Origin of the sequence: Brevundimonas sp. UBA7507 (assembly GCF_002478355.1) — a bacterium.
In the GTDB taxonomy this organism is placed as follows: Bacteria; Pseudomonadota; Alphaproteobacteria; order Caulobacterales; family Caulobacteraceae; genus Brevundimonas; species Brevundimonas diminuta_D.
In genome coordinates this window covers 1-24,177 of sequence record NZ_DLNP01000014.1, presented here as the reverse complement: position 1 = coordinate 24,177, position 24,177 = coordinate 1, and the positions used below count along the sequence as shown (strand labels likewise).

Below are 24,177 nucleotides of genomic sequence, written 5' to 3'. Positions count from 1 at the left end.
ATTAGCATCATTTCAGGGTGCGACAATCTGACTCTTGCGACTAAATCGCACTTGCGGATCAGGTGTCACACGCAGGTCACACCTGGGGCTTGGCGACCGCCTTGATCGACACTGTCGGATCGGCCAGCAGGGCGTCGTCCACCGGCGCCCCCTTCCCGATCAGCATCCGCCCGCCCATGAAGTCGGCGGGGGCGTTGACCGCCTCCACCGCCACGATCCTGTCGCCGCTCAGGTGGAAGACCGAGAAGGCGCCGCCGGCCGGATCGCCGCGCACCAGCTGACGGTCGGCGTCGAAGGGCACGCCGGCGATCTGCAGCTTGACGTCATACTGGTCGGACCAGAACCACGGCACTTCGGGCGCCGGAGCCGCGCGGCCGACGATGGCGCTGGCCGCCTGTTTGGCCTGTTCCAGGGCGTTGGGCACGCTCTCCAGCCGGTGCATGACGCCGCCGTGGACCGGAATCGGCCGCCGCGTCACATCGCCGATGGCGTAGATGTTCGGGTCGCTGGTGCGGGCCGTCTCGTCCACCACCACGCCATTGTCGCACGTCAGTCCCGCCGTGCGCGCCAGGGCCTCGCAGGCGAAGGCGCCGACGCCGACCAGCACCGCATCCGCCGCGATCAGCGTCCCGTCCGCCAGACGCACGCCTGCGTCCTCGAACCCCGCGACCTCGACGCCCGTCAGGATCTCGACGCCATGCTTTTTGTGTAGGTCGGTGAAGAAGGCCGACAGGGGCTGAGACGCCACGCGGGCCAGCACCCGGTCCATGCGCTCGATCACCACCACCTCGGCGCCCAGGGCGCGGGCCGAGGCCGCCGCCTCCAGCCCGACATACCCGCCGCCGACCACCGCCAGCCGCTTGCCGGGGGCGAGAACCGCCTTCAGCCGTTCGGCGTCGTCGAGGGTGCGCAGCTCCAGCAGATCGGGTCGGTCCGCGCCGGGAAGGGTCAGCTTGCGCGCCGTCGAGCCGGTGGCCAGGATCAGCACGTCGTAAGGCTCGACCGTTCCGTCGGCGAAGGTCACGGCCCTGGCGTCCGCGTCGATGGCGCTCGCCGTGACGCCGGTGCGCAGCGCGATGTCCTGCTCGGCGTAGAAGCTCTCGGGCCGCAGCAGCAGGTCTTCCAGACCCGCCTCCCCCTTCAGCCAGGCTTTCGACAGGGGCGGCCGCTGATAGGGCGGCGCATCCTCCTGCCCCGCCAGGACGATCTCGCCCTCATACCCATACTGCCTCAGCAGCGCCGCCGCCGAGCCCCCCGCGTGTCCCGCGCCGATGATCACAACCTTGCTCATGACAGCGCAGATAGAGACGCCGGAAGCGAAGCGCCACCGCCTTTGCACCCATTCTCCACGCACCAGATCGGAAAGCGGGTTGACCGTTCCATTGTTACAGCATAATGGAACGCACCATGAGCACCGACGCCGCCAAGACCGCACTGCTGGACGCCCTGCTTTCGCTGAAGACGCGAGCGGAGGCGGACGCCTTCCTGGCCGACCTGTGCACCCCGGCCGAGCTGCGCGCCATGGCCGAGCGGTGGCAGGTGGCGCGGATGCTGGACACCGGGGACAAGACCTATCGCGAGATCGCCGCCGAGGCGCCGGCCAGCCCGACCACTGTCGTGCGCGTCGCGCGCTCCCTGAAGGACATGCCGCACCAGGGCTATCGACTGGTGCTGGACAGACTGAAAGCCTGAGTTGAGATCATGAGCACGGTTCAGGGGCGGCTGCGTATCGCCGTCCAGAAATCCGGCCGCCTGGCCGAACGCAGCCTCGATCTGGTCCGCGATGCGGGCCTGCGCGTGGTCAAGGGAAACAACGACCTGCTGTATCGGATCGAAAACTATCCGATCGACCTCTTGCGGGTGCGCGACGACGACATCCCGACCTTCGTGGCGGACGGGGTCTGCGATCTGGGCATCGTCGGCGAGAATGTGCTGGAAGAGGTCAGGAACGGCGGGCCGAATGCAGAGGTGGTCATGCCGCTGGGCTTCGGGCGCTGCACGCTGAAGATCGCGACGCCGCCGGGGCTGGACTACGCCGGGCCGTCGTCGCTGCAGGGGCTGCGGATCGCCACCTCCTACCCCAAGATCCTGCGCCGCTTTCTGGATGAGGCAGGGGTACAGGCCGACATCGTCACCATGCGCGGCGCGGTCGAGGTGGCCCCCCGACTGAAGCTGGCCGCCGCCATCTGCGATCTGGTGTCGACCGGGGCGACGCTGGAGGCCAACGGCTTGAGCGCGCGCGAGACGGTGCTGGACAGTCAGGCCGTGCTGATCAAGGCGCCGACGCCGCCCGAGGCGGGGCTTCAACACCTGCTGGACTCCATCGTCGAGCGAATGGCGGGCGTGGTGTCCTCGCAAGGGGCCAAATACGTGATGCTGAACGCGCCGCGCGCGGCGCTGGACCGGATCACCGCCCTGCTGCCCGGCGCGGGGTCGCCGACCGTCATGCCCCTGTCGGGGCGCGACGACGCCGTGGCCGTCCACGCCGTCTGTCAGGAGGCGGTCTTCTGGGAGACGCTGGAGAAACTGAAGGCGGAAGGGGCGTCGGCCATCCTGGTCCTGCCCATCGAGAAGATGATGTGATGAAGCGTATCGACTGGAACCAACTCGACGCCGCCGGACGCAAAGCCGCCCTGGCCCGGCCGCAGCGCCGCACTGAAGGCTTCGTCTCCAGCGTGGTGCGCGAGATCTTCGACGACGTGCGGGCGCGCGGCGGCGAGGCCGTGACCAACTGGGCGACCCGACTGGACGGCGCCCCGCCGCGCCGTATCGAGATCACCGAGGCCGCCGCCGCCCAGGCTCGCCGCGACCTGCCGCCCGCCGCCGCCCGCGCCCTGCGCGTCGCCGCCGACAATGTGCGCGTCTTCCATCAGGCGACCCGGCCAGAGGACACGCCCTTCATCGAGACGACGCCGGGCGTAAAGTCGAAACTGGTCTGGCGGCCCATCGGCTCGGCCGGCCTCTATGTTCCGGGCGGGACGGCGCCGTTGTTCTCGTCGCTGCTGATGCTGGCCATACCGGCGAGCGTGGCCGGGGTGGGGCGGCGCGTCGCCGTGACGCCGCCGTCCAAGGACGGCTCGGTCCACCCCGCCATGATCGCCGCCGCCGCCGAGGCGGGGCTGGAGGAACTGTGGCTGCTGGGCGGGGCGCAGGCCATCGCCGCCCTCACCTTCGGCGTCGAGCTGGAAGACGGGATCATCGCCCCCGTCGACAAGCTGTTCGGCCCCGGCAACGCCTATGTGGCCGAGGCCAAGCGATACGCCGCATCCCTGCCCGGCGGCCCGGCCTGCGACCTGCCTGCGGGTCCGTCGGAGCTGCTGATCATCGCCGACCGCGACGCCGATTTCGAGATCGCCGCCGCCGACCTGTTGAGCCAGGCGGAGCATGACGCGGACGCGCAGGTCATCCTTGTCTCCGACAGCGGCACGGCGCTGAGCGAGATCATCGCCGAGGTCGAGCGTCAGATCGAAGGCCTGCCGCGCGCCGCCATCGCCCGCGCCTCGCTGGCCGAGGCCCGCGTCATCCGCGTGCGCGACATGACCGAGGCGTGCGAGATCGCCAACCTCTACGGCCCCGAACACCTGTCGATCCAGACGCAGGAAGCCGAGCGGCTGGTCGAGCGGATTAGCGCGGCAGGCGCCGTCTTCGTCGGGCGCTGGGCGGCGGAAACGCTCGGCGACTATGCGGCAGGACCGAGCCACGTCCTGCCGACCGACGGCGCGGCGCGGACGCTGGGCGGGGTCACCACCGCCAGCTTCATGACCACCATGTCGGTGCAGACCGTCAGCGAACAAGGCGCCGCCGCCCTGGCCCCCGTCGCCGCCGCCCTGGCGCGGCTGGAGGGGCTGGAAGCCCACGCCAGGGCCGCCGATCTGAGGAGCGCGGGATGACCAACGACCTCTTCCTTCTCCCCTTGTGGGAGAAGGTGGGCGCCGGAGGCGCTCGGATGAGGGGTGTGCTGGCTTCGCCCTCCTCCGTCTCGCCTATGGAAACCACCCCCTCATCCGTGTCGCTGCGCGAGCCACCTTCTCCCACGAGGGGAGAAGGATCATGACGCTGCCCGCCCCCTATCCGCCGCTCGTTTCCGGCGGCGACGGTCTGGATCGCTATCCGGTCGAGCCTGCCGCGCTGGCGGCCCGCATGGGCGCCCTCTACGGCGTCGGCGCCGATCAGGTGCTGCCGACGCGTGGGCTCACGCACGGGCTGGAGTTGGTCTGGCGCCTCGCCGCGCGCGACGGGCTGAAGGTGCAGGCGCCCGACGCCGAGCCCTATACGCAACTGGCCGCCCTCTACGCCCGGCCGGCCGCCGAAGCCGACATCGCCGCTGTAATCATCCGCGCCCTCGGCTCGCCCGACGCCGTGGCCGAGATGGCCGAGCGCGTCGCCCCCACCCTGCTGGTCGTGGATGAAGGGCTGGTCGAGTTCGCCGAGACGCCGTCCGCTGCCGCCGTGGTGAAGGACCACGCCAATCTGATCGTCCTGCGCAGCCTGTCGCTGGCCTATGGGCTGGCCGGAGCGCGGGTCGGGGCCACGGTCGCGCAGGCGCAGACGCTGGCGCGGCTGGCGGATGTGCTGGAGCCCTACGCCCTGCCCGAGGTCTCGGTGCGGCTGGCCATGCAGGCGCTGGACCCGTCGCGGATGATCGAGACGGCGTCGCGTATCGACGCCGTGCGCCGCGAACGCACCCGCGTCACGGATGCCCTGTCGCGCATCATGGCGCTGGAGGCCGGGGTCGGGCCGGTGATCATCGCCAAGCCCTCCGACCCGGCGCACGTGGTTGAGGCCCTGCGTCGCTATGGTCTGGTCGCTGATCCGGCGGGCGAGCGGGTGCGCCTGCCCGTCTCGCTGAAGCCCGAGGTCAATGACCGGCTGCTGACCGCCCTGGGCGCCGCCAGCCCCGGCGTCCGCCGCAGCCGCGTCGGTCAGGCCATCCGCGACACGAAGGAGACGCGCATCGTCTGCGCCGTCGATCTTGACAGCGCCGGGCCAGTGAAAATCGAAACCGGCGTCGGCTTCTTCGACCACATGATCGAACAGGTGGCGGCGCACGGAGGCTTCTCCATCCGCCTGTCGTGCGAGGGCGACCTACACATCGACCCGCACCACACGATCGAGGACTGCGCCATTGCGCTGGGTCAGGCGCTGAAACAGGCGCTGGGCGAGCGGCGCGGCATCGGCCGCTATGGCTTCCTCCTGCCGATGGATGAGGCCGAAGCGTCGGTCTCCATCGACCTGTCCGGGCGACCCTATCCGGTGTTCGAGGGGGCGTTCGCGACGCCGATGCTGGGCGATTATCGCACCGATCTGACGGCGCACGTCGTGCGGTCGCTGGCTGAGAATCTGGGCGCAGCGATCCATGTCCGCGTCACCGGCGACGACGACCACCACAAGACCGAGGCCGTGTTCAAGGCGCTGGGCCGCGCCCTGCGTCAGGCGATCCGGGTCGAGGGCGATGTGGTGCCCAGCACCAAGGGGGTGCTGTGAACGCCACCTTGATCGGTTACGGCTCGGGCAATGTGGCCTCGGTGCGGTTCGCGTTGGAGCGGCTGGGCGCGCGGGTGCGGATCACCGACGATCCGGCCGATGTGGCTGAAGCCGAGCGGATCATCCTGCCCGGCGTCGGCGCGGCCGGTTACGCCATGCAGAGACTGCAGGCGCTGGACCTGATCGAACCGCTGCGCCGGTTTCCACGTCCGCTGCTGGGCGTCTGCCTGGGCCAGCAGCTGTTGTTCGACGCCAGCGCAGAAGACGGCGGGGCCGACCTGCTGGGGCTGATCCCCGGTCGGGTCGAGGCCATCCTTCCCGCCCCGTCGCGCCCGTCGCCGCATATGGGGTGGAGCCGTCTGACGATCCGCCGCGACGACCCGCTGCTGTACGGGGTGAAAGACGGCGACTGGGCCTATTTCGTCCACGGCTATGTCTGCCCCGACGGTCCGGCGACCCTGGCCGCCGCCGACTATGGCGCGCCCGTGCCCGCCGTGGTCAACAGCGCCAACCGCTGGGGCTGCCAGTTCCACCCGGAACGGTCGGCCGCGCTCGGCGCGCGTATTCTAAAGAACTTCCTGGAGTTGCCCGCGTGATCATCTATCCCGCCATTGACCTGATCGAGGGCCATGCGGTTCGCCTGTTGCACGGCGATTTCAATCACGTGACTCGCTATGATTCCCACCCCGCCAACCGGCTGGCGGCCTTTGCCGCCGAGGGCGCCGAGTGGATTCACGTCATCGATCTGGATGGGGCCAAGGCAGGCGAGGCGCGTCAGTATGAGTTGATCGGCGACATGGCCCGGGCCGTGCACATCAAGGTCCAGTCGGGCGGCGGCGTCCGCTCGGCAAAGGATATCGAGCACCTGCTGGGCGCCGGGATCAGCCGTGTCGTCATCGGCTCGCTGGCCGTCACCGACACGGATCAGGTGCTGAAATGGCTGGAGCAGTTCGGCCCCGACGCCATCGCCTTGGCCCTGGACGTCCGCTACGAGGACGGCCTGCCCGTGCCCGCCCTGAAGGGCTGGACCCAGTCGTCAGGCGTGGATCTGTGGAGCGTGCTGGAGCGCTATCCGGTCGGGATGCTGCGCCACATCCTGATCACGGACGTCGGTCGCGACGGCGCCCTGACCGGCCTGAACCAAGAGCTGCTGTCCGAGGCCATCCGTCGTCGCCCCGAGCTGGAGATTCAAGCCTCGGGCGGGGCCGCCGGTCTGGACGACCTGATCGCCGCCAAGGCCATCGGCTGCGCCGGCGCCATTACCGGCCGCGCCCTCTACGCCGGCCGCTTCACCGTGGCCGAGGCGCTGAAGGCGGTCGCCCAATGACGGCGAGACGCATCATCCCCTGCCTCGACGTCAAGGACGGCCGCGTGGTCAAGGGCGTGCGGTTCGAGGGCCACGTCGACATGGGCGACGCCGCCGAACTGGCCGCGCGCTATCGCGATCAGGGCGCCGACGAACTGGTCTTCTACGACATCACCGCCAGCCCGGAAGGGCGGACGCTGGACTATGGCTGGGTGCAGGACATCGCCCGCCTGCTGGACATCCCCTTCTGCGTGGCGGGCGGCATCCGCACGGTGGAGCAGGCGGCGCGCTGTCTCGACCACGGGGCGGACAAGGTGTCGATCAACTCGCCCGCGCTGGAGCGGCCCGAACTGATCAGCGAGATGGCCGCGCGGCTGGGGCGCCAGTGCGTCGTCGTCGGCGTCGACAGCGCCTTTCAGGGCGGCGAATGGCGGGTGCACAAATACACCGGCGATCCGAACGCACGCCGCGGCGCCGGGCGGCTGACGATGGAGTGGATCGTCGAGGCGCAGGGGCTGGGCGCGGGCGAGATCGTGCTGAACTGCATCGATCAGGACGGGGTGCGGCGGGGCTATGACCTGGACCAGTTGGCCGAAGCGCGGCGGCGGTTGACCATTCCGCTGGTGGCGTCCGGCGGGGCGGGCGCGGTGGAGCATTTCCGCGACGTGTTCGTGGTGGCGGAGGTTTCGGGCGCGCTGGCGGCGAGCGTGTTTCACTCGGGTGCGATCACAGTGCCGAAGCTCAAGCGTTACCTGAATGAGCAGGGCGTGGAGGTGAGGATATGACGGCTTTCGATTTCCTTCTCCCCTCGTGGGAGAAGGTGGCCTGCGGAGCAGGTCGGATGAGGGGGCTCTGGCCGCAGGCGAGACGGCTGACGTTGAGAGCGGAGCGGACCTCCCCCTCATCCGTCTCGCTTCGCGAGCCACCTTCTCCCACGAGGGGAGAAGGAAGATGAACCTCGACATCTCCTCCATCGACTTCGCCAAGGGCGGCGGCCTGATCCCGGCCGTGGTGCAGGACGCTGACACCCTTCAGGTGCTGACCCTGGCCTATATGGACGAGGCGGCGCTGCGCGAGACGCTGGACAGCGGGCAGGCCACCTTCTTCTCGCGCGCGCGCGGCGGGCGTTGGCGCAAGGGCGAGACCTCGGGCGACGTCCTCAACGTCGTCTCGGTGACGCCCGACTGCGACGGCGACGCCGTGGTGGTGAAGGTGCGCCCGGTCGGAAACGCCTGCCACCTGAATCGCATCAGCTGTTTCGGCGAGGAGGATGCGCCGGGGCTCGGCCGCATCGGGCGGCTGGAGCGGACCATCCATGTCCGAGCCCAGGCCGATCCCAACGACAGTTGGACCGCCCGCCTCATCGCCCAGGGGCCGAAACGCGCGGCCCAGAAGGTCGGGGAAGAGGGCGTCGAGACGGCACTGGCCGGGGCGGCGGGAGATAATACGGAACTCGCCAGCGAGGCGGCGGATTTGATCTATCACCTGCTGGTGCTTCTGCACGCGCGTCACATGGTGTTTCAGGACGTGCTGGACGTCTTGGCCCAGCGGGCGGAACCGGCCAATCACTCTGGCTGATCACGGTCACGCTTGGCGGGCCGATCTTCTGCAAGGGAGGCCTCAAGATGGCGGCTTTGATCCTGTTCGGCGGCGGCGGCGACCTGGCCATGCGGATGCTTTTGCCGTCGCTCTACTTTCTGGATCATGACGGGCTTCTGCCGCCGGAGCTGAAGATCATCGGCGCCGCCCGGTCGCAGGAAACCGCCGAGGAGTATATCGCCAAGGTGCGCCAGGCGGTGCAGCCCCGCGCCGAGGCCGATGGCGCTTGGGACGAGACGAGTTGGGCGCGCCTGACCCAGCGGCTCGATTACCTGGCGGTGGACGCCACCGACGCCGAAAGCCTGCGCGCGGTGAAGGCGCTGACGAGCGATGGCCCGATCACCTCTTTCCTGGCTGTGTCGCCTTCGCTCTACGGCCGTATCGTCACGGCGATGAAGACGGCCGGTCTGGCCGGTCTCGACGACCGCATCGTGCTGGAGAAGCCGGTCGGACGCGATCTGGAAAGCTTCCGCGCCATCGACGACGCCGTGGCCCACGCCTTTGACGAGCGACAGGTGTTCCGCATCGACCACTATCTCGGCAAGGAGACGGTCCAGAACCTGATCGCCCTGCGCTTCGGCAACGCCATCTTCGAGCCGTTGTGGAACAATCTGACCATCGACCATGTGCAGATCACGGTCGGAGAAACGGTCGGCGTCGGCGACCGCTGGCCCTATTATGACGAATACGGCGCCCTGCGGGACATGGTGCAGAACCATATGCTGCAGCTGCTGTGTCTGGTGGCGATGGAGCCGCCCAGCGATCTGGACCCGGACTCGGTGCGCAATGAGAAGGTGAAGGTGCTGCGCTCGCTTCGCCCCGTCACCGCCGAGGACGCCGAACGCGTCACCGTGCGCGGCCAATATACGGCCGGGGAGGTCGAGGGTCGCCCGGTCGAGAGCTATGAGGCCGAACGCGGCCAGAAATCAGACACCGAAACCTTCGTCGCCATCCGCGCCGACATCGACAACTGGCGCTGGGCGGGCGTGCCATTCTTCATGCGCACCGGCAAACGGCTGGCCGAAAAGCGCACCGAGATCGTCATACAGTTCAAGCCGGTGCCCCACTCCATCTTCGGCCACGGAGAGCGCGGCGACATCTATGACAACCGCCTGGTGATCGAACTTCAGCCGGACGAGGACATCTCCCTGTCGGTGATGAACAAGAAGCCGGGGCTGGAGCAGCGCATGCAGCTTCAGCCGATCCGAATGAGCCTGTCGTGGGGGCAAGACGGCAAGGACGGCGCCCCTCCGCGCCGCCGCATCGCTTATGAGCGGCTGCTGCTGGACGCCCTCAACGGCGACTCCACCCTGTTCGTGCGTCGGGACGAGGCCGAGCAGGCCTGGAAATGGGTCGATGAAGTCGCCGACGCCTGGACGTGTCGCGAGTGCAAACCGCTGGACTATGCGGCGGGCGGTTGGGGACCGGAGGCGGCCGATCTGCTTCTGTCGCGCACGGGGCGGAAATGGAACGCGCGATGAGAAACGCAAACACTCTTCCTTCTCCCCTCAGGGGAGAAGATGGCCTGCGGAGCAGGACGGATGAGGGGGCTGTGTCCGCCCGCTCGACCGTTGACGTCGCGTCTGTATCCGGCCAGCCCCTCATCCGAGCCGCGCTGCGGCCCACCTTCTCCGCCGAGGGGAGAAGGAGCGTGTCGGCATGATCGAGACCTTTCCTACCATCGACGTATGGGCGGACGCCGCCGCACACCGACTGACGTCGGCGCTTGAAGAAGGCCTGCGCGACCCCGCGCAGAACGGCTGGGCGGTATTCGCTGGCGCCGGAGGCTCTACGCCCGAACCGATCTATCAACGCCTGTCCAAACTGCGCTCCTATCCCGCCTGGCAGCACACCTTCGTCACCCTCGTAGACGAGCGTTATGTGCCGGAGACATCACCAGAGTCGAACGCCGCCCTGCTCAAGCGCACCCTGCTGAGACATGAGGCCAAGGGAGCTGAGTTCCTGCCCCTGTTCCGCTCCGCCGTGACGGTGGATCGTGCTGCGGCGCTCGCGACCCATGAACTGACGGTCGAACTGGAGAACAGCCGTCTAGACGCCGTCCTGCTGGGCATGGGCGAGGACGGGCATATCTGCTCGATGTTCCCCGGCAGCCCGACGCTGACCACCCTGCTGACGCCCAGCCTCAAGCCTGCCGTCTACGGCGTGCCGGCCGGACGCGACGGCGCCGCGCCGCCGCAGGAGCGGTTGACGCTCAACCTGCCGTGGCTGGCTGGGGCTCGATGCGTGGTGCTGGCCCTGACCGGCGCCAAGAAACGCGCCGTGTTCGAGCGTGAGGCGGCGGGCGATCCCGCCGTCAGCCCCATCGCCGCCCTGATCGCGGCGAACGCCCCCCTTGAAGTCTTCTGGACGGAGGCCGACTGATGGCGCTCAATCCTGTGGTGGCCGAAGTCACCGCCCGCATCGTCGAACGCAGCCGCAAGACCCGCGCCGACTATCTGCGCCGCATGGATGCGGCGGCCGACTCAGGGTCCGGACGGGCCAAGCTGTCCTGCGCCAACTGGGCCCACGCCTTCGCCGGGCAGACGGTGGCGGACAAGCTGACCGCCATGACCGGCGCCCAGCCCAACCTCGGCGTCGTCACCGCCTATAACGACATGCTGTCGGCGCATCAGCCGTTCGAGCGCTTTCCAGAGGTTATCCGTCAGGCCGCGCGCGAGATCGGCGCCACGGCCCAGGTAGCGGGCGGAACTCCGGCCATGTGCGACGGCGTCACCCAGGGGCGCCCCGGCATGGAGCTGAGCCTGTTCAGCCGCGACGTTATCGCCATGTCCACAGGGGTGGCCCTGACCCACGACGCCTTCGACGCCGCCCTGATGCTGGGGGTGTGCGACAAGATCGTGCCGGGCCTGTTCATGGGGGCGCTGGCGTTCGGCCATCTGCCGGTGGTCTTCGTCCCGGCGGGGCCGATGCCCAGCGGCCTTCCCAACGCCGAAAAGGCCCGCATCCGCGCCGAATACGCCCAAGGTCTGATCGACCGCGCCGAACTGCTGAAGAGCGAGATCGCCTCCTATCATTCGCCCGGCACCTGCACCTTCTACGGCACGGCCAACTCCAACCAGATGATGATGGAGATCGCCGGGCTGCACCTGCCCTCGACCGCCTTCGTCCATCCCGACACCGGCCTGCGCGACGCCCTGACGGCGGCGGCGGCCAAGCGGGCGATCGAACTGGCGCGCGAGGGGCGCGGACGCATGGCCGACGTCGTGTCGGAAAAGACCATCGTCAACATGATCGTCGCCCTGCTGGCCACCGGGGGCTCGACCAACCACGCCATCCACCTGGTCGCCATGGCGCGCGCGGCGGGGGTGCGGATCGACTGGACCGACATGGACCAGTTGTCCTCGGTCACGCCTCTGCTGGCGCGGGTCTATCCGAACGGCTCGGCCGATGTGAACGCCTTCCAGGCGGCGGGCGGGGTCGCCTTCGTCACCCGCGAACTGGTCCAGGCAGGCAACCTGCACGCCGACGTGACCACCATCATGGGCCAGGGGCTCGAGCCGTACTTCAGGGAGCCCCGGCTGGAGGACGGCGCACTGGTCTGGCGCGACACGGTGAAGGAGAGTCTGGACCTGAGCATCCTGCGCCCCGCCTCGGACCCGTTCGACCGCGAGGGGGGCCTGCGGCTGGTGCAGGGCGATCTGGGCCGGGCGGTCATCAAGATCTCGGCCGTGAAGCCTGAGAACCGCATCGTCGAGGCCCCCGCCGCCGTGTTCGAAACCCAGGAAGACGCGCTGCAGGCCTTCAAGGACGGCGAGCTGAACCGCGACGTCGTGGTGGTGCTGCGCTTCCAGGGGCCGCGCGCCAACGGGATGCCGGAACTGCACAGCCTGTCGCCTGCGCTCAGCGTGCTGCAGGACAAGGGCTTCAAGGTCGCCTTTGTCACCGACGGCCGCATGTCGGGCGCCAGCGGCAAGACGCCCGCCGCCATCCACGTCAGCCCCGAAGCGCTGGCGGGCGGTCCCCTGGCCCACATCCGCGACGGCGACGTCATTCGTCTGGACCCCGAGGCCGGGGTGCTGACCATCGTGGGAATCGACGACCTGGCCGCGCGCCCGGCGGCGACGCGCTCGCGCGCCCATGCCGAAGGCTCTTCCTGGGGGTATGGCCGCGAACTGTTCGGCGCCTTTCGCCAGGTTGTTTCGACGGCGGAGGAAGGGGCCAGCGTCTGTTTCACGGCCCCTATCGGCGCGAACGGCCATGACGACGGCCCGCCCGATCCCAACGTCGTAGACCGCGCCGTGGACGCCTGAAGGAGGCCTGTATGACCAATCCCCTGTTTCTGGTCGGCGACGTCGGCGGCACCAACGCCCGCTTCGCCCTGGCCCGCAACGTCGAAGGCCGCCCCGTGCTGGAGCATGTCGAGAGCTTCCCCGCCGAAATCCACCCGACCTTTCTGGACGGCGTGAAGGCCTATCTCGACGGATGCCCGCTCAAGCCGACGGGCGGCGTCATCGCCGTGGCGGGGCCGGTGACGGACGGCGCCATCGATCTGACCAACTCGCCCTGGCGCGTGTCGGAGGACGAACTTCAGACGCTGGGGTTGAAACCGATCCGGTTGATCAACGATTTTGAGGCCCTGGCCTGGGGCGCGCCGGTCGTGCCCGAAGACGAACTGGCGTCTCTGGGCGGTCCGGCTCAGGGCGATCCCCACGCCGCCATCGCCCTGGTCGGACCGGGCACGGGCTTCGGCGTCTCCGCCCTGGCGCGCGACGCCCACGGCCGCGAGATGGCCCTGCCCAGCGAGGGCGGCCACGCCTGTTTCGCGCCTGGCGATGAAATCGAGGACGAGGTGCTGCGCATCCTGCGCCGCCGCTACGACCGCGTCTCGATCGAACGGCTGATCTGCGGGCCGGGCCTGCTGAACCTGCACCGCGCCCTGGCCGAAATCGACGGCCGCGAGACCCATATCGACGACCCCGCCCAGATCACGGCCCAGGCGCTGGAGGATCCGACCAGCCCCTGCGGCGCCACCTTGGCCCGTTTCTGCGCCATGCTGGGCGCGGTCGCCGGGGACATCGCCCTGACCACCGGCGCGCGCGGCGGGGTCTATATCGCAGGCGGGATCGCGCCGCGCATCCTGCCCTTCATCCAGGCCAGCCCCTTCCGCCGTCGGTTCGAGCGCAAGGGTCGGTTCCAGGACTATATGGCCGCCATACCGACCAAGGTGATCCTGCATAAACACGCCGCCCTTCTGGGCGCCGCGCGCGTGGCCTTCGCCGAGGCGGGCTGAAAAATGTGATCACGGGTGCGTGAACCGAATGCGAATCTGGGCGTTTCCAAGGCTCAATCATCTGGAGCACCAACATGCGCAAACTTGTTCTCGCCGCCGTCTCCGTCGCCGCCCTGACCGGTCTGGCCGCCTGCCAGAACCCAGCCGAAAAGGAAGCCGACGCCCGCGCCGACGCCGTCGAGGCTCAGGCTGATGTGACGGCGACTCAGCTTGAGAACCAGGCCGACGCCGCCCCGACTGACGCCCAGGCCGACGCCCTGAACGCGCAGGCGGACGCCGTGGAGAAGAAGGCCGATGAGAAGGCCGACGCCATCAAGGCCGAGGCCGGCAACGTCGACGGCGGCATGACCACCTCGAACACGCCGCCGAAGTCCTAAGCAGACCTCACGCAGAAGAAGGGCCCCGTCGCGATCGCGGCGGGGCCCTTTTTATGTCGAACTAGAGGAAGGCTTCAGACCTTGCCCTTTTCAAAGCCGGTCCAGCAGTCGTCGTAGTCCAACTGCATCAACGGCGTCTGTTCCGCCCAGGCCGTGGTGCGGATCGGCATCCGCGTCTCGAACATGAAGGCCAGGGTGTTCTCGATCTTGTGCGGTTTCAGGTCGGCCTTGGTCGCGCCGTCCCAGCTGGCTTGATCCGGGCCGTGGCCGCTCATGCGGTTGTGCAGGCTCGCGCCGCCGGGGGCGAAGCCGCCCGCCTTGGCGTCGTATTCGCCGAAGATCAGACCCATGAACTCGCTCATGACGTTGCGATGGAACCACGGCGGGCGGAAGGTGTCCTCGGCCACCATCCAGCGCGGCGGGAAGATGACGAAGTCGCAGTTGGCCGTGCCCGGCGTGTCGCTGGGCGAGGTCAGGACGGTGAAGATCGACGGGTCCGGGTGGTCGAAGCTGACCGTGCCGATGGTGTTGAACCGCGCCGTGTCATAGCGATAGGGGGCGTAGTTGCCGTGCCAGGCGACCACGTCCAGCGGACTGTGGTCGAAGGTCGTGGCCCACAGCCGGCCGCCGTATTTCTGAACGCACTCGGTCGAGCGATCCACGTCCTCGAAAGCGGCGACCGGCGTCTCGAAATCGCGCGGATTGGCCAGGCCGTTCGATCCGATGGGCCCCAGGTCCGGCAGGCGGAAGGGCGCGCCGTAGTTCTCGCAGACATAGCCGCGCACCTCACCATCGATCTCGACACGGAAGCGCACGCCGCGCGGGATGACGACCACGTGGCCCGGCGCCGCCTCGATCACGCCCATCTCGGTGACGAAGCGCTGCGCCCCCTGCTGCGGCACGATCAGCAGCTCGCCGTCGGCCGAATAGAAGACGCGATCGACCATCGAACGGTTGGCGACATAGAGGTGGACGCCCACGCCCGTTCCGGAATCGGCGTCGCCGTTGCCGCCATAGGTGGTCAGCCCCTCGACCCAGTCGGTCGGCTGGTCCGGCATGGTCAGCGGATCCCAGCGTATCCGGTTGGGATTGGGCGGCGTCTCGGTGAAGGGGCCGGAGCGCACGCGGCCTTGCGCGAACGGCTGATACGGCCCGTGCTGGGCCGAGGGCCGCAGACGATACAGCCAGCTGCGCAGGTTGTGGTCGCGCGGAGCGGTGAAGGCCGCGCCCGACAGCTGTTCTGCATAAAGGCCCAGCGCCGGGCGCTGCGGCGAGTTGCGGCCGACCGGCAGGGCGCCGTCCACCGCCTCGGTGGCGAAGTGGTTGGCGAAGCCTGTCTGATAGGCGGGCGCGTTGGATCGCGTCATGTGATTTCTCCCTTACCGCGAGATGTAACGAGAGAATCCCGCCCCGTCATCCTGAGCCGCACGGCTTTGCCCTGGATCAAACGGGAAGCGTCAGAATCCTTGCGCGCGGGCCAGGCGTTCAGCGTGGAAATGGGCGTCGCCAAGCAGTTCGTTCAGGACGCGGACGCGCTTCATGAACAGGCCGACGTCGAACTCGTCCGTCATGCCGACGCCGCCGTGCATCTGGACCGCCTCCTGCACCGCCAGTTCGGCGACGCGGCCGGCCTTGGCTTTGGCGATTCCGGCGGCCTGTTCGGCGTCGGGGCGGCCCGCGTCGATGGCCTGAAGCGCGGCCAGCGTGGCCGCCTTGGCCAGCTCCAGCTCGGTGAACAGATGGGCGGCGCGGTGCTGCAGGGCCTGAAACTCGCCGATCAGTTTGCCGAACTGCTTGCGGGTTTTTAGGTAATGCAGCGTCGTCCTGAACGCCTGATCCCCCGCCCCGACCAGGGACGAAGCGGCGCAGGCGCGGCCCAGCGTCAGGGCGGCGTCCAGCGGCCCTTGCCCCTCGCCTACAGCGCCGATGACGGCGTCGGCGTCGATCTGAACGTCGGTCAGGGTCACGCGGGCGGCGTTGTGGGCGTCGACCATGACGGTGCGCTCGACCGTCACGCCCGGCGTCGCCGGATCGATCAGGAACAGGGTCAGGCCGTCGTCGGTTTGCGCCGCCACGATCAGGGCGTCGGCGACGTGGCCGTCCAACACGAAGCCCTTGGCGCCGTTCAGTTTGAGGCCGTTGCCCGAGCGTTCGGCGCGCGCGGCGATTTTCGCGGGGGCGTGTTTGGGCCCTTCGTCAACGGCGAGGCTGAGAATAGCCTCGCCCGCTGCGATCCGGCCCAGCCAAGCCTTCTGCGCATCAGACCCCGCCGCCTTCAGCACCGTCGCCGCCAGTACGGACGAGCCCATGAAGGGCGACGGCGTCAGGGTGCGGCCCAGACTTTCGGCGATGACGCCCGCCTCGACGGCGCTGAGGCCCGAGCCGCCGTCCTCCTCGGGAATGACGACGCCGGAAAAGCCCATCTCGCCGAACGCGCTCCAAAGGTCGCGCGAGACGCCGTCCGCATCGCGGCTGTCGCGCAGCCGGCGCAGGTGGGCGATGGGCGCGTTTTCGTTCAGGAAGCCGTCGGCGGCGTCCTGAAGCAGGGTCTGCTCTTCGGTCAGAATCAGGGGCATGGGCTCAGGCTCCCGGCAGTTGCAGCAGGTGTTTGGCGATGATGTTCAGCTGGACTTCGCTGGTGCCGCCCTCGATCGAGTTGGCCTTGGTCCGCAGCCAGTCGCGGGCGGCCTGACCGTCATTCGAGCGCTCGCCCTCCCATTCCAGCGCGTCTGATCCGCCCGCGGCCATGGCCAGTTCGTGGCGACGCTTGTTCAGTTCCGAGCCGTAGTATTTCAGCATGGAGGCGATCGCCGGGTGGGCCTGTTTCGCCTTCATCTGATCGCCCGCCCGCTCCATCGCCAGACGGAAGGCGGCGGCGTCGATGTCATATTCGGCGATGCGGGCGCGCAGCAGCGGCTCATCCAGCCGCCCGGCCTCGTCCAGCCCCAGATTATCGGCCGCGACCTGCCCCAGCGGGCGGCCGACCCCGGTATCCCCCATGGCGCCGATCATGGTCCGCTCATGCGCCAGCAGGGCCTTGGCCACGTCCCAGCCCCGGTTCAGCGCGCCGATCAGATTCTCCTTTTCGACCCGCACATCGTCGAAGAAGGTCTCGCAGAAGGGCGACTTGCCGCTGATGAGCGTGATGAGCCGCGTGGTCACGCCCGGCGTCGCCATGTCGAACAGGACGAAGCTGATGCCCAGATGCTTGGGCGCCTCGGGGTCGGTGCGGACCAGGCAGAAGATCCAGTCGGCCTTGTCGGCGTAAGAGGTCCAGATCTTCTGGCCGTTGACGATCCAGTGGTCGCCCTGATCGACCGCGCGGGTCTGGATGGAGGCGAGGTCGGACCCGGCGCCCGGTTCGGAATAGCCCTGACACCAGCGGATTTCGCCGCGCACGATGGGCGGCAGGAAGCGCTGCTTCTGTTCTTCCGTGCCGAAGGCCAGAAGGGCCGGCCCCAGCATCCAGACGCCGAAGCTGTAGAGCGCCGGATGGGCCTTGATGCGGCGCAGCTCTGCGGCCAGCACCTTGGCCTCTTCGCGGTTCAGCCCGCCGCCGCCGTATTCGCGCGGCCATTCCGGCGCGGTCCAGCCGCGTTCGGCCATGCGCTCCAGCCAGACCTTGTGTGCGGGCGTCGGATAGACGGCGTTGCGCCCGCCCCAGACCATGTCCGCCTCAAGCGGCGGCGCGCCGCGACACTCCGGCGGGCAGTTCGCCTCCAGCCAGGCGCGCGTCTGCGCGCGGAACGTCTCCAGATCGGCCATGGCCGCCCTCCCTCGCGTTCTTGCTCGGGAAGGACGCTAGCCGGTCCTTTTTGAAAACGGAACCCTACTTCTTCGAGGGCAGGAAGGGCGAGAAGGTGATGACGGTGAAGGTGTCGCGGATGTGCGGGCGCGTCTGCACCTGCTTGGTCACGAAGGTGCCGATGTCAGCGTCCTTGGGCAGCTGGAACTTGGCCAGCAGGTCATGCTGGCCCGACGTCGAATAGACCTCGCTCACATTCTCGACATTATCGACCAGATCGGCCGCAACATCGTTGGCGTAGCCCAACTCGCATTTGATGAAGACGAAAATGGCGGTCATCATGGCCTTCAAGCCTCCCGTTCAAGCGGAGGTCTCTAGCGGATGGAGACGACATGGGTAAGGCTTTGTCGCCCGAGGCGACGCAGATGGAACGGGCCGCGGCCTATGAGGCGGCCTATAACAACCGCGCCCGCGTGCCGGGCCACCCCGCCATTCTGGATCGCTGGCGCAAGGACTCGCTGCGGGTGATCGACGCCCGGCGGCCCGAGACGATCGAATACGGCCCGTCCGAACGGCAGAAGATGGAATGGTTCGACGCGGGCGCGGGCGCGCCCGTCGCCGTCTTCATGCATGGCGGCTACTGGCAGGCGCTGGACCGCGGCTGGTTCGCCTGGGTGGCGCCCGCCCTGCTGGAGCATGGGATCAGCATCGTCGTCCCCGGCTACGACCTGGCGCCCGCCGTCACGGTCGGCAAGATCATCGGCCAGATGCGCGAGGCGACGGAGTTCGTCCGCGCCCGCACCGGCAAACGGCCGCTGGTGTTTGGCCATTCGGTCGGCGGCCATATGGCGGCGGGCATGCTGTCCGAGGGCCGGGCGCGTGCGGCGCTGGCGATCTCGGGCGTGTTCGACCTGGAGCCGCTGGTCCACACCTCGCTGAACGAGGCGCTGAAGCTGGATACGCCGGTCGCGCGCGCCCTGTCGCCGATCCACTGGCCCGCGCCGAACGGCGCGACGCCCGGCGGCACCGCCCTGGACTGCTGGGTGGGCGGCAACGAAAGCAATGAGTTCGTCCGCCAAAGCCGCGAGATGGCAGCCGCCTGGGGCGGCAAGGGCGCCGACACCCATGTCGAGATCGTCGAGGGGGCCGATCACTTCACCGTTCTGGACCCTCTGGCCGATGCGGACAGCGCCATGGTGAAGCGGCTGGTGGAACTGGCGACCGCCGAATAGGCTTCGATCCATCAGGCCGTAAGGAGTTTTCATGCGTCACGACCGCCTCGCCGTGCTGACCGCCATCGAGACGCAAGGGGTGGTGCCGGTCTTCTATCACCCCGACGTCGAGGTCTGCGCCGAGGTGATCCGCGCCTGCGCCCGCGGCGGCGCGCGGGCCGTGGAGTTCACCAATCGCGGCGACTTCGCCTGGGAGACGTTCACCGCCCTATCGAAGGAATTCGCGCGGACCGACCCCGACATCATCATGGGCGTGGGCTCGATCCTGGATGCGCCGACGGCGGCCCTCTACCTGGCGTCAGGCGCGCGTTTCGTCATCAGCCCCTGTCTGGTTCCCGAGGTGGCGCAGGTCTGCAACCGCCGCCAGACAGCCTATTCGCCCGGCTGCGGCTCGGTGCGCGACATCTCCGAGGCGCAGGAGCTGGGCTGTGAGATCGTCAAACTGTTCCCCGGCGCCTCCGTCGGCGGGCCGGACTTCGTCAAGGCTGTGCTGGGCCCCATGCCCTGGAGCAAGATCATGCCGACCGGGGGCGTCGACCCGGACGAAGCCTCCATCGCCAAATGGTTCGGCGCCGGCATCGTGGCGACCGGAATGGGGTCCAAGCTGATTACCGAGACCGCCATTCAGGCGAAGGACTGGGCGGGCATCGAGAGCAAGGTGCGCCAGACCGTCGAGGCGATTGCGGCGTTCCGGGCGAAGTAGAAACGGCTCTCCCTCCCCTTCATGAGGAGGGCGGCTGAGGCCGTCAGGCCGACCCGAAGGGCGGCGCGGAGCAGCCAAGTCGGTGGGGACGGCCGGTCATTCAGGCCAAGGTCAGGATCGCCTCGCCCTCCCCACCCGGTCTCCGCTTCGCTCCGACCACCCTCGCCAAGAAGGGGAGGGAGAAGCGCCGCGCTCAAGCAGAACCACCGCGCCCAAGAAAAAGGCCCCGCCGTTTCCAGCGGGCCTCTACATATTCAGACGCAAGCGCCAATCAGGCGGCGACGTCGCCCTTGGCGGCCAGCTTGGCCTGATGGGCGGCCATGCCGGCGGCGATCAGCTCGGCGGCCTCGCCAGCGTCGCCCCAGCCCTTGACCGTGACCGATTTGCCCTTCTCCAGATCCTTGTAGCGGGTGAAGAAGTGCTCGATCTGCTCGATCAGGATGGCGGGCAGCTGACGGTAGCTGGAGACCTCGGTATAGTAGGGGTTCAGCTTGTCGACCGGCACGGCCAGGATCTTTTCGTCGCCGCCGGCTTCATCGACCATCTTCAGCACGCCGATCGGACGCGAACGGATGACGCAGCCCGGCACCACCGGCGTCGGGTTCAGCACGATCACGTCGCAGGGATCGCCGTCGTCCGACAGGGTGTGCGGCACGAAGCCGTAGTTGCCCGGATAGTACATGGCTGTGTGCAGGAAGCGGTCGACGAACAGGGCGCCCGATTCCTTGTCCATTTCGTACTTCACCGGCAGGCCGCCCTGCGGGATCTCGATGATGACGTTGATGTCCCACGGCGCGTTGGGGCCGACCGGGATGGCGTCGATGTTCATGATACGCTCTTGTTGCAGGTGCGAACGGGGAGAATTGACGCGCGTGATAAGCTTTGCGCGGCTTTACGGCAAGCGTCGCGGCGATCACGCTTGCCTTGCAGCGGCTGACGTGGCGTCAATCAGGCATGAGTCTGTTCGATTGGATCGCCCTGTTCGTCTTTGTCGTCGCCTGGCTGGGCTACGGCCCGCTGATCCGCCTGGTGGCGCGGCGCAGCGGTTCGCTCAACATGGACATGCTGGCGGTGCGCGACGCCTGGATGCGCGCCATGACCCACCGCGAGATGCGGCTGATCGACAGCCAGCTGATGGGCCATTCGATCAACTCCGGCTCCTTCTTCGCCTCGACTAATCTGCTGTTGATCGCCGCCGTGGCCGGGGTGCTGTTCGGGGGCGAAGCGGCCCTGCGCGGTTTCGCCGCCGTCGGCGCCGAGCCCGTCACGCCGCGCCTGATGGAGGCCAAGCTGGCCCTGGTGCTGCTGTGCCTGGCGCGCGGCTTCCTCGACTTCATCTGGTCGCTGCGTCAGTTGAACTACACCGTCGCCCTGATCGGCGCCGCGCCGGAAATCCACGAGGAAGCCGACCGCGTCGCCTATGGCCGCGCTGTGGCGCGGGTGCTCAACCCGGCCCTGACCAACTTCAACCAGGGCGTTCGCGGCTATTATTTCGCCCTGGCCGCCGCCGCCTGGCTGTTCGGGCCGCTATGGCTGATGTTGGGAGCGGTGTCGGTGTTCGCCCTCCTGGCCTGGCGCCAGCTGGCCTCGCCCGCCGCCAGCGCCATTCGACAGGCTCGCCGTCTGCTGGAGCGGGGCTGACCATCTCGCAACTGCGAAATCAACGAAGCGCGCCCCCATTTCAGGATCATCGGATTGAGCGTCGAACTTCGTAACACCCCGTGATTGTATATGATTGAATCGGGGCTTGTGTTTTTGTGCGCTGCAAACTAACTTGGCTTTCGACGCTTTCGAGCGTCTTGCCCTTCCTGGGCGTTTCCTCCCTATAGACTTTCCAAAGCCGCGCCGTTTGGCGCGGCTCTTTTTTCGTCTCGACCGCCGCTCAGGCGCGCTGGTCGGCGCAAAGCTCGGCGATCACCCGCCGCAGGGCCGAGCGGCAGCGCTTCCATCCCGGCGACGGCGCCCAGGCCGCCTCATCCCAGTACAGTCCCCGGCTCAGCTCCACCTGAACCGCCTGAAAACCCTCGTCCGGCCGCCCCCAGATTTGGGTCGCATAGCCGCCCGCATAGGGCCGGTTCAGCCCGACCGTCAGCCCCTGCGCCTCGAACAGCCGCCGCAGACGCCGCGTCAGCAGCGCCTCGCAACTGGTCCCGTGCCGGTCGCCCAGCACCACGTCCACCGCCCCGTTCGTCGCCCGTGCGGGCATGGAATGCCAGTCAATCAACACCGCCCGCCCGAACTCGGCCCGCGCCGCCTGCATCATCTCCGCCAGGGCCGCGTGATAGGGGGCGTGCACCCGCGCCACCCGCGCCTCCGCCTCGGCCCGCGTCAGCCGTCGCCCATAAAGCGGCGTCCCATCCCCCGCCAGCCGCGCCAGCACGCCATAGCCGGCCTGGGCCTTGGCGCTGACGCGCGACGCGACCGCATCGACGATCAGGGCCGGATCCCACTCGTCCGGCGCCCGGTTCAGATCGACATAGGCCCGACCGACGCGCGCCGCGATCAGGCTCGCCCCCTCCTCGGGCCCGCAGTCGATCAACTGATCCACCGCCGCGTCTTCGGCGCTGCGGACCGCGCGCGTCGAGGCCGTCGTCCCTATGTCCTCGGGGTAGAGATCGCCCGAGTGCGGCGAGGCGAACACCAGAGGCGTCGCCCGCCCGGCGTCCGCCGGAACAATCCAGAAGGGCGGCTGAGGCGCATCCATGCCTTCGCCATAGCCTGCTTCGCAGCGGAAGGCGCGCCCCGATGCCGCCGCGCGCCCGTTCGTCTTCATCGCCGGTTTACCCGGCTAGGCCTAGGTTGGTCGCCAATTCCCCAACGGTTTCGATACGATCATGGCGCGCATTCTTCTGGCCGAAGACGACAATTCTCTTCGCGGCTTCCTGACCCGCGCCCTGGAGCGGGCCGATCATGAGGTCGTGGCCTGCGAGAACGGCGACGACGCCATAGACGCTCTGGACCAGGGCCCCTACGATCTGCTGCTGACCGACATCGTCATGCCGGGCGCCGACGGCATCGAGGTCGCTCGCGTCGCCGCCGCCCGCCAGCCGGGCCTGCGCATCATGTTCATCACCGGCTTCGCCGCCGTCGCCCTCAGCGCCGCCCAAGCCTCCCCCCAGGCCAAGGTTCTTTCCAAACCCGTCCACCTGCGCGACCTGGTGAACGAGGTCGAACGCATGATCGCGGCCTAAGCGAAAGAAAAGTCGAAGAAAGGCGTCAAAGCCCCTTGCAGCCCCCGCAAATGGCGGGTTATAGACGCCGCCTTCCCGCCCACCGGCTCAACAGCCGAGGGGCCGCAGAACAGGCGGACGCGTAGCTCAGCGGGAGAGCACTACGTTGACATCGTAGGGGTCACAGGTTCAATCCCTGTCGCGTCCACCATTCTTTTCCCTTTTAAAATCAAGGCCATAGACCAGTCACCTCCCGGCGTGGCGCTGCTGGTTTCTGGCCTGCTGCCCAGAATACTCCCCAGATTGCCTCCTCCATAGCGATGGAGGGACTTAAGCCGCCCGCAACCGGAATTAGAACAAAACCAGAACAATTGACTCGCAATCTTCAATCTCCGGCCATAGGAGTCCGCCTCGGTCGGTGCTTGAGGAGGACGAAGATGGAAACGAAACCCCTTGGCCCAGACGAGGCCTTCGCTCGCGATCTGGAGCAACTGGACCGCGAGCTTGAACAGCGCGACGGAGCAGACATTCCCGCACCCACGGTCGAACTGATCGCCGGGCTGGTCGCGGGAATGCGGCTTGTGGGGCGCCCCCAATGAGCGACTTCGTGCCAACCGCTACCGAGCTTCAACTGGCGCAGATGGTCGCCGTCTGGCGCCAGGGCGAGGCCGCCAAGCACGACCCGGTGTTAGTCAGTATGCTGGCCCGCCACGCGGCCACGCTGAACCGGATCGCTCCAGGCGCTGCCGAGAAGGTTCTGGCTGCCTTTGAGGACATGAAAGCGCAGGGATTATCGCTTCGCGCCGCGTCAGGAGATCATCCATGACGCGATACAAGGGCATGTCGAGCAAGCAGGTGCTGGACGCGAACGACCTGGCGGAGCTGGACGACATCTACCGACGCCTCCAGCGACTTCATGGCCAGTTGAACCCGGTATCGTCTCAGCGCTTTCCGCTGATGGCCGCGTCGGCAACGGTGAAGGCCGCCTGGACCGACCTCAGCGGCGCTGCGTTTAGTTGGAGCTACCCTTACGAGGGCATGGCGCGCGCCGTCGATCGGTCCAGGAGCAAGCTTCAGGAGCCGGACTCCACAACCGGCTGAGGGCGTGAGAGGCTTCGCCCATGTGCAACAACTATCGCCTGCACGTCCCAGCCAACCAGATCGCGGCGCCGTTCCGCGACGCGGGCCGGACGCTCGTCTTTCCGAGCGGTCTGCCCAACTTGGCGCCGGCCGACTACCGCATCGGCGACGCCGCGCCCGTCGTCACCCAGGGCGCCGATGGCCCGCAGCTGACCATGACGCCCTGGGCG

27 protein-coding genes, 1 tRNA gene and 1 pseudogene are annotated in these 24,177 nt (G+C 68.2%); 22 read left to right on the top strand and 7 right to left on the bottom strand.

From position 1 onward, the window contains the following. Positions 1-76: 76 nt before the first annotated feature. Complete coding sequence (locus tag B3D50_RS10730; protein WP_286951169.1) at positions 77-1,291, bottom strand: NAD(P)/FAD-dependent oxidoreductase; 1,215 nt, start codon at positions 1,289-1,291, stop codon at positions 77-79. Positions 1,292-1,395: 104 nt separating this feature from the next. Here B3D50_RS10730 and B3D50_RS10725 point away from each other — a divergent pair, with 104 nt between their 5' ends. The 13 genes from B3D50_RS10725 (at position 1,396) to B3D50_RS10665 (ending at position 14,017) form a co-directional block, all read left to right on the top strand. Beyond that, positions 1,396-1,692: a YerC/YecD family TrpR-related protein gene (locus tag B3D50_RS10725; protein WP_376784140.1), complete on the top strand. Its 297-nt coding sequence runs from the start codon at positions 1,396-1,398 to the stop codon at positions 1,690-1,692. A gap of 9 nt (positions 1,693-1,701) precedes the next feature. Then, positions 1,702-2,583 carry an ATP phosphoribosyltransferase gene (gene hisG, locus B3D50_RS10720; RefSeq protein WP_286951167.1) on the top strand — a complete coding sequence of 294 codons (882 nt, stop codon included), beginning with the start codon at positions 1,702-1,704 and terminating at the stop codon, positions 2,581-2,583. After that, positions 2,583-3,890, top strand: a complete 1,308-nt coding sequence (hisD, locus tag B3D50_RS10715; protein WP_286951166.1) for a histidinol dehydrogenase — start codon at positions 2,583-2,585, stop codon at positions 3,888-3,890. The genes hisG and hisD overlap by 1 nt, the downstream gene beginning before the upstream one ends. Positions 3,891-4,050: 160 nt before the next feature. Then, positions 4,051-5,484, top strand: coding sequence for an imidazoleglycerol-phosphate dehydratase HisB (hisB, locus tag B3D50_RS10710; protein WP_286951165.1), 1,434 nt, complete (start codon positions 4,051-4,053; stop codon positions 5,482-5,484). Then, positions 5,481-6,080 carry an imidazole glycerol phosphate synthase subunit HisH gene (gene hisH, locus B3D50_RS10705; protein WP_286951164.1) on the top strand — a complete coding sequence of 200 codons (600 nt, stop codon included), beginning with the start codon at positions 5,481-5,483 and terminating at the stop codon, positions 6,078-6,080. The genes hisB and hisH overlap by 4 nt, the downstream gene beginning before the upstream one ends. After that, positions 6,077-6,811 (top strand): 1-(5-phosphoribosyl)-5-[(5-phosphoribosylamino)methylideneamino]imidazole-4-carboxamide isomerase, encoded by a 735-nt coding sequence (hisA, locus tag B3D50_RS10700; protein WP_286951162.1) that lies wholly within the window; start codon positions 6,077-6,079, stop codon positions 6,809-6,811. The genes hisH and hisA overlap by 4 nt, the downstream gene beginning before the upstream one ends. Continuing rightward, on the top strand, positions 6,808-7,575 hold the full coding sequence (hisF, locus tag B3D50_RS10695; RefSeq protein WP_286951160.1) for an imidazole glycerol phosphate synthase subunit HisF: 768 nt from the start codon (positions 6,808-6,810) through the stop codon (positions 7,573-7,575). The genes hisA and hisF overlap by 4 nt, the downstream gene beginning before the upstream one ends. Before the next feature lie 166 nt (positions 7,576-7,741). After that, positions 7,742-8,368 (top strand): bifunctional phosphoribosyl-AMP cyclohydrolase/phosphoribosyl-ATP diphosphatase HisIE, encoded by a 627-nt coding sequence (gene hisIE / locus B3D50_RS10690; protein ID WP_286951158.1) that lies wholly within the window; start codon positions 7,742-7,744, stop codon positions 8,366-8,368. 47 nt (positions 8,369-8,415) lie between these two features. After that, entirely contained in the window at positions 8,416-9,870 is a 1,455-nt protein-coding gene (gene zwf, locus B3D50_RS10685; RefSeq protein ID WP_286951157.1) for a glucose-6-phosphate dehydrogenase, read from the top strand. 178 nt (positions 9,871-10,048) lie between these two features. Beyond that, positions 10,049-10,771, top strand: a complete 723-nt coding sequence (gene pgl / locus B3D50_RS10680) for a 6-phosphogluconolactonase (protein WP_286951156.1) — start codon at positions 10,049-10,051, stop codon at positions 10,769-10,771. After that, complete coding sequence (gene edd, locus B3D50_RS10675) at positions 10,771-12,660, top strand: phosphogluconate dehydratase (protein ID WP_286951155.1); 1,890 nt, start codon at positions 10,771-10,773, stop codon at positions 12,658-12,660. Before pgl ends, edd begins: the two co-directional genes overlap by 1 nt. An 11-nt stretch (positions 12,661-12,671) precedes the next feature. Further along, complete coding sequence (gene glk, locus B3D50_RS10670; protein ID WP_286951154.1) at positions 12,672-13,640, top strand: glucokinase; 969 nt, start codon at positions 12,672-12,674, stop codon at positions 13,638-13,640. 74 nt (positions 13,641-13,714) lie between these two features. After that, complete coding sequence (locus B3D50_RS10665; RefSeq protein WP_040346192.1) at positions 13,715-14,017, top strand: hypothetical protein; 303 nt, start codon at positions 13,715-13,717, stop codon at positions 14,015-14,017. A gap of 74 nt (positions 14,018-14,091) precedes the next feature. On the opposite strand, the gene hmgA is transcribed toward B3D50_RS10665, so the two are convergent. The 4 genes from hmgA to B3D50_RS10645 form a co-directional block, all read right to left on the bottom strand. After that, on the bottom strand, positions 14,092-15,384 hold the full coding sequence (gene hmgA, locus B3D50_RS10660) for a homogentisate 1,2-dioxygenase (RefSeq protein ID WP_286951153.1): 1,293 nt from the start codon (positions 15,382-15,384) through the stop codon (positions 14,092-14,094). Between the two features lie 90 nt (positions 15,385-15,474). Further along, entirely contained in the window at positions 15,475-16,593 is a 1,119-nt protein-coding gene (locus B3D50_RS10655; protein ID WP_286951151.1) for an acyl-CoA dehydrogenase family protein, read from the bottom strand. A gap of 4 nt (positions 16,594-16,597) precedes the next feature. Next, complete coding sequence (locus B3D50_RS10650; RefSeq protein WP_286951149.1) at positions 16,598-17,782, bottom strand: acyl-CoA dehydrogenase family protein; 1,185 nt, start codon at positions 17,780-17,782, stop codon at positions 16,598-16,600. A gap of 64 nt (positions 17,783-17,846) precedes the next feature. Beyond that, positions 17,847-18,104 carry an Lrp/AsnC ligand binding domain-containing protein gene (locus tag B3D50_RS10645; protein ID WP_040347054.1) on the bottom strand — a complete coding sequence of 86 codons (258 nt, stop codon included), beginning with the start codon at positions 18,102-18,104 and terminating at the stop codon, positions 17,847-17,849. Positions 18,105-18,154: 50 nt separating this feature from the next. Between B3D50_RS10645 and B3D50_RS10640 the strand changes: the two genes are divergently transcribed. Both B3D50_RS10640 and B3D50_RS10635 read left to right on the top strand, forming a co-directional pair. Next, positions 18,155-18,994, top strand: a complete 840-nt coding sequence (locus B3D50_RS10640) for an alpha/beta hydrolase (RefSeq protein ID WP_286951148.1) — start codon at positions 18,155-18,157, stop codon at positions 18,992-18,994. Positions 18,995-19,025: 31 nt separating this feature from the next. Beyond that, positions 19,026-19,697, top strand: coding sequence for a bifunctional 4-hydroxy-2-oxoglutarate aldolase/2-dehydro-3-deoxy-phosphogluconate aldolase (locus B3D50_RS10635; protein WP_286951147.1), 672 nt, complete (start codon positions 19,026-19,028; stop codon positions 19,695-19,697). Between the two features lie 271 nt (positions 19,698-19,968). Here the strand turns inward: B3D50_RS10635 and ppa are convergent, their stop codons facing one another. Next, entirely contained in the window at positions 19,969-20,526 is a 558-nt protein-coding gene (gene ppa, locus B3D50_RS10630; RefSeq protein WP_003166163.1) for an inorganic diphosphatase, read from the bottom strand. Positions 20,527-20,651: 125 nt separating this feature from the next. On the opposite strand from ppa, the gene B3D50_RS10625 reads away from it, so the two are divergent. Further along, entirely contained in the window at positions 20,652-21,338 is a 687-nt protein-coding gene (locus tag B3D50_RS10625; RefSeq protein WP_286951146.1) for a DUF599 domain-containing protein, read from the top strand. A gap of 241 nt (positions 21,339-21,579) precedes the next feature. On the opposite strand, the gene B3D50_RS10620 is transcribed toward B3D50_RS10625, so the two are convergent. Then, positions 21,580-22,401 (bottom strand): N-formylglutamate amidohydrolase, encoded by an 822-nt coding sequence (locus B3D50_RS10620; protein WP_286951145.1) that lies wholly within the window; start codon positions 22,399-22,401, stop codon positions 21,580-21,582. Positions 22,402-22,531: 130 nt separating this feature from the next. Between B3D50_RS10620 and cpdR the strand changes: the two genes are divergently transcribed. From cpdR to B3D50_RS10590, 6 genes and pseudogenes are all read left to right on the top strand, one after another. Beyond that, positions 22,532-22,888, top strand: a complete 357-nt coding sequence (cpdR, locus tag B3D50_RS10615; protein ID WP_003166166.1) for a cell cycle two-component system response regulator CpdR — start codon at positions 22,532-22,534, stop codon at positions 22,886-22,888. 115 nt (positions 22,889-23,003) lie between these two features. Further along, positions 23,004-23,078: transfer RNA gene (locus B3D50_RS10610), tRNA-Val, on the top strand. Positions 23,079-23,304: 226 nt separating this feature from the next. Further along, complete coding sequence (locus B3D50_RS10605) at positions 23,305-23,466, top strand: hypothetical protein (protein WP_286950477.1); 162 nt, start codon at positions 23,305-23,307, stop codon at positions 23,464-23,466. Next, positions 23,463-23,693 carry a hypothetical protein gene (locus tag B3D50_RS10600; protein ID WP_286951143.1) on the top strand — a complete coding sequence of 77 codons (231 nt, stop codon included), beginning with the start codon at positions 23,463-23,465 and terminating at the stop codon, positions 23,691-23,693. Before B3D50_RS10605 ends, B3D50_RS10600 begins: the two co-directional genes overlap by 4 nt. Next, positions 23,690-23,968: a hypothetical protein gene (locus tag B3D50_RS10595; protein ID WP_286950479.1), complete on the top strand. Its 279-nt coding sequence runs from the start codon at positions 23,690-23,692 to the stop codon at positions 23,966-23,968. Before B3D50_RS10600 ends, B3D50_RS10595 begins: the two co-directional genes overlap by 4 nt. A 20-nt stretch (positions 23,969-23,988) precedes the next feature. Then, positions 23,989-24,177: pseudogene (locus tag B3D50_RS10590) on the top strand (SOS response-associated peptidase); the annotation flags it as partial.